The following is a 3,636-nucleotide window of genomic DNA, read 5'->3' on the forward strand; positions in this document are numbered from 1 at the left end:
CGGCTGGGCTCCGACGGCGCGTGGGTGCCGCTGCTGGCCGAAAAGGGCGTGCCCGTGGCCCCGCTGCGCCCGGCCAACTGCGGCTTCGACACGGTGCGTGCCGGTGGCGCCCCGGCAGGCGAGACGCAGCGGGAATTCCTGCGCGAGCTAATGGGGCGGGCACCCGATCCGGCCGGCTGGACGCCGCATTTCACCGAGCGCTTTGCCGGACAGCCCTTCAAATCGGTCGCGCTGCATTTCTCCGACCACCAGGGGCGCACGTTCAGCCGCCGGGGCGAGTTCGTGGCCACGGCCACCGGCGTGGAGGGCAGCCTGATCTACGCGGTCTCCAGCCTGCTGCGCGACGAGATCGAGGCGCATGGCCATGCCACGTTCACCCTGGATCTGCTGCCCGACCACACGCCCGAGCGCGTGCTCAAGGAAGTGCGCCATCCGCGCGGTGCCCGCAGCCTCAGCAGCCACCTCAAGAGCCGCCTGGGGCTGGACGGCATCAAGATGGGCATTCTGTACGAGCAACTGGGCAAGGAGGGCATGAACGACGCCGCCGCCCTGGCCCAGGCCATCAAGGCGCTGCCCATCACCGTGGGCGCGACCCGACCACTGGACGAAGCCATCAGCACCGCGGGCGGGGTGCCGTTCGAGGCGATGGATGGCAGTCTCATGCTGACGGCCCTGCCCGGCGTTTTCTGCGCGGGCGAAATGCTGGACTGGGAGGCCCCCACGGGCGGCTACCTGATGACGGCCTGCATGGCCAGTGGCATGGCCGCTGCCGAAGGCGCGAAGGCCTGGCTGCAGCGGGCCTGATCAGGCGCTTTGAGGCTGGGGCTGAGGCTGTGCCGTCGCTGCCGGGGACGCCTCGCCGTCGGGGCCGAAGTGCATGCAGAAACGGTTCTTGCCTTCGCGCTTGGCCCGGTAAAGGCCCAGGTCCGCGCGCCGGATCAGTTCGGAGGTGGTGCAGTCCGCCTCCCCGCGGGTCAGGCCTGCGCTGATGGACAGCCGGCGGCCCTGGAAGGCAGGGTGGTCCACCGGCACCGCGTACAACGTGTTCACGGTGTTGACCAGCGCCTGGGCGAGTTCACAGGCCTCGGGCAACGTGGCGGCGTCCACCACCACGCCGAACTCCTCGCCGCCCAGGCGGCCGCACAGGTGCCGGCCGGCCTGCCGCTTCAATGCCGACGCGACGTCCTTCAACACCACATCGCCCTGGTCGTGCCCGAACTGGTCGTTGATCGATTTGAAGTCATCGATGTCGATCATCATGAAATACAGGCCTTCGATGTGCCCGGCGTCCTGCAGCGACTGCATGTGCTTGAGCAGGCTGCGGCGGTTGGCCAGGCCGGTCAATGCATCCTGGTAGGCCAGGGTTTCCAATTCCAGTTGCTGCCGGTGGCTGTCTTCCCGCAGGCGAAAGAGGGCCATGTTCAGCAGCATCCCGCACAGCGATGACAGGGTGACGATCAGCATGCTCCAGACCGGATCGTGCGCGGAGCGCATCTGCTGGAAATCGCCGTGCCCGAACGCGAGCCAGATGACGGCCACGGACGCCAGGTACTGCCATGTCGTGATGAACATGAAGGCGATCAGCAGCGTGAAGGCCACCCCCAGGGCCAGGCAGAAGTAGACCCCGACCGGACTCGGCACCGACAGCAGCCAGAACCCGTGGGCCAGCAGGCCACAGGCCGGCAGGGCGGCCAGCACCACCCTGCCAGGGGTGCTGGCGAACATCGATGCGATGATGCAGCAGTAGAAGGCGATCGCCAGCAGGGCGAACAGGATGTTGTCGTAGTGATAGGTGGGCGCGGCCGTCCACCAAGCCGCCAGCCAGCCCAGGGAGCCGAACGCAAGGAGGGAGCCGTTGACGCGCCGCATCTTTTCGAACGTGAACTGGTCCAGTGGCTTGGGAGTGGACTTTTCCTCGATCGCTGACGGGCTCGCACTGGCAACACGCGCGGGTTCGGCCGCGGACGGCACACCCGCCGCGCCGCACAGGGCGGCAGTTCCTTGCGCTGGACCTTCTGCCATAAGGGCTCCTCAAAAAGAAACAAATAGTAACTTGAAATTGCTAAATGTGAATATTTTGATAGGTTGGCCGTGGCTTTTGAGCCGTGCAAAGACGCGCGGGTGATGGCTGCCAGAGCGGGACCGGTCCGAATGCCGGCCACGGAATCGACCGTGGCGAATGCTACGAAGGCTTTGGAAGGGGGAAAACCCTGCAGAAGAGGGGGAGCCCTGAAGTGCGTGGACCGCTGGGGTGGCGCATGCCCTGCGCCAGGGGCCGTGATGGCATGGCAGGGATGGCTGAAAGATAGTTGACGAGCCTTACCCCCGGCACTGACTCTACAGTTAGGGCTGCTTGGTTCCCCACCTGACCCGGTTGGCTGCTTCACCATGCGGGGAGGCCCGTCACCGCCGATTGTAGGCGATAAAGCAGGCCGTTCCGGCCGGGACGACCCTGCACGCCGTGCAGGTGTTGGCCATGGTGGCCTGACAGCGGGGCGCACCGGGGCCCGGCGTGGAATCGGTACCCTGGCGATCCGGGAGGGCGCGCCCGGCCACATAGAATCCCCCCCATGTCTTACCTCGTGCTCGCCCGCAAATACCGTCCCAAGACCTTCTCGGAGATGGTGGGCCAGGAGCATGTGGTGCAGGCGCTGTCCAATGCGCTCACGCAGCAGCGGCTGCACCATGCCTATCTTTTCACCGGCACGCGCGGCGTGGGCAAGACCACGGTGTCGCGCATTCTGGCCAAGTCGCTCAATTGCCAGGGCCCGGACGGGCAGGGGGGCATCACGGCCACCCCTTGCGGCGTGTGCCAGGCCTGCACCGACATCGACAGCGGCCGTTTCGTGGACTACACCGAGCTCGATGCCGCCTCCAACCGCGGCGTGGACGAAGTGCAGGGCCTGCTGGAGCAGGCGGTCTACAAGCCGGTGCAGGGGCGCTTCAAGGTCTTCATGATCGACGAAGTGCACATGCTCACCAACACGGCGTTCAACGCCATGCTGAAGACGCTGGAAGAGCCGCCGGAATACCTCAAGTTCGTGCTGGCCACGACCGATCCGCAGAAGGTGCCGGTCACGGTGCTCTCGCGCTGCCTGCAGTTCAACCTGCGCCCGATGGCGCCCGAGACGGTGCTCGAGCACCTGGGGCGCGTTCTGGCGCAGGAGAACGTGCCGGCCGAACCCCAGGCGCTTCGCCTGCTGTCGCGTGCGGCGCGGGGCTCGATGCGCGATGCGCTTTCGCTCACCGACCAGGCCATCGCGTTCGGCAGCGGCCAGTTGCAGGAAGCGGGCGTGCGCCAGATGCTGGGCAGCGTGGACCGGTCGTACGTGTTCCGCCTGATCGAAGCCCTGGCCCAGGGCGATGGCCGCACGGTGGTGGAAACCTCCGATGCCCTGCGCCTGAACGGCTTGTCTGCCGCCTCAACGCTGGAGGAGATGAGCGCGGTGCTCCAGCGCATGGCCGTCATGCAGGCCGTGCCGAACATGGCCCAGGCGCTGGATGCCAACGACCCCGAGGCCGTGGAAATCGCCCGTCTGGCCGCGCAGATGCCCGCGGACGAAACCCAATTGCTCTACAGCATCTGCCTTCACGGCCGTGCCGAACTGGGGCTGGCCCCGGACGAATACGCGGCGC

3 protein-coding genes and 1 other RNA gene are annotated in these 3,636 nt (G+C 66.9%); 2 read left to right on the forward strand and 2 right to left on the reverse strand.

Annotation, left to right across the window (positions count from 1 at the left end; all coding sequences use genetic code 11):
- A partial coding sequence (locus AC27KI_RS20720; RefSeq protein WP_487115592.1) for a TIGR03862 family flavoprotein occupies positions 1 to 804 on the forward strand: 804 nt, incomplete at its 5' end.
- Here AC27KI_RS20720 and AC27KI_RS20725 read toward each other — a convergent pair.
- Together AC27KI_RS20725 and ffs are read right to left on the reverse strand one after the other, a co-directional pair.
- Positions 805 to 2,022 carry a GGDEF domain-containing protein gene (locus AC27KI_RS20725; RefSeq protein ID WP_487090582.1) on the reverse strand — a complete coding sequence of 406 codons (1,218 nt, stop codon included), beginning with the start codon at positions 2,020 to 2,022 and terminating at the stop codon, positions 805 to 807. It abuts the gene before it with no gap.
- Positions 2,023 to 2,308: 286 nt separating this feature from the next.
- An RNA gene (ffs, locus tag AC27KI_RS20730) (signal recognition particle sRNA small type) lies at positions 2,309 to 2,405 on the reverse strand.
- A gap of 165 nt (positions 2,406 to 2,570) precedes the next feature.
- Here ffs and dnaX point away from each other — a divergent pair.
- Positions 2,571 to 3,636: DNA polymerase III subunit gamma/tau (gene dnaX, locus AC27KI_RS20735; protein ID WP_487090581.1), on the forward strand; the 1,066-nt coding region annotated here is incomplete at its 3' end.

The organism is Acidovorax sp. KPB24-03 (genome assembly GCF_057546605.1).

Excerpts from the sequence above, each read along its gene's own strand:
- AC27KI_RS20725 (WP_487090582.1), bottom strand. The coding sequence starts at position 2,022 with ATGGCAGAAGGTCCAGCGCAAGGAACTGCCGCCCTGTGCGGCGCGGCG.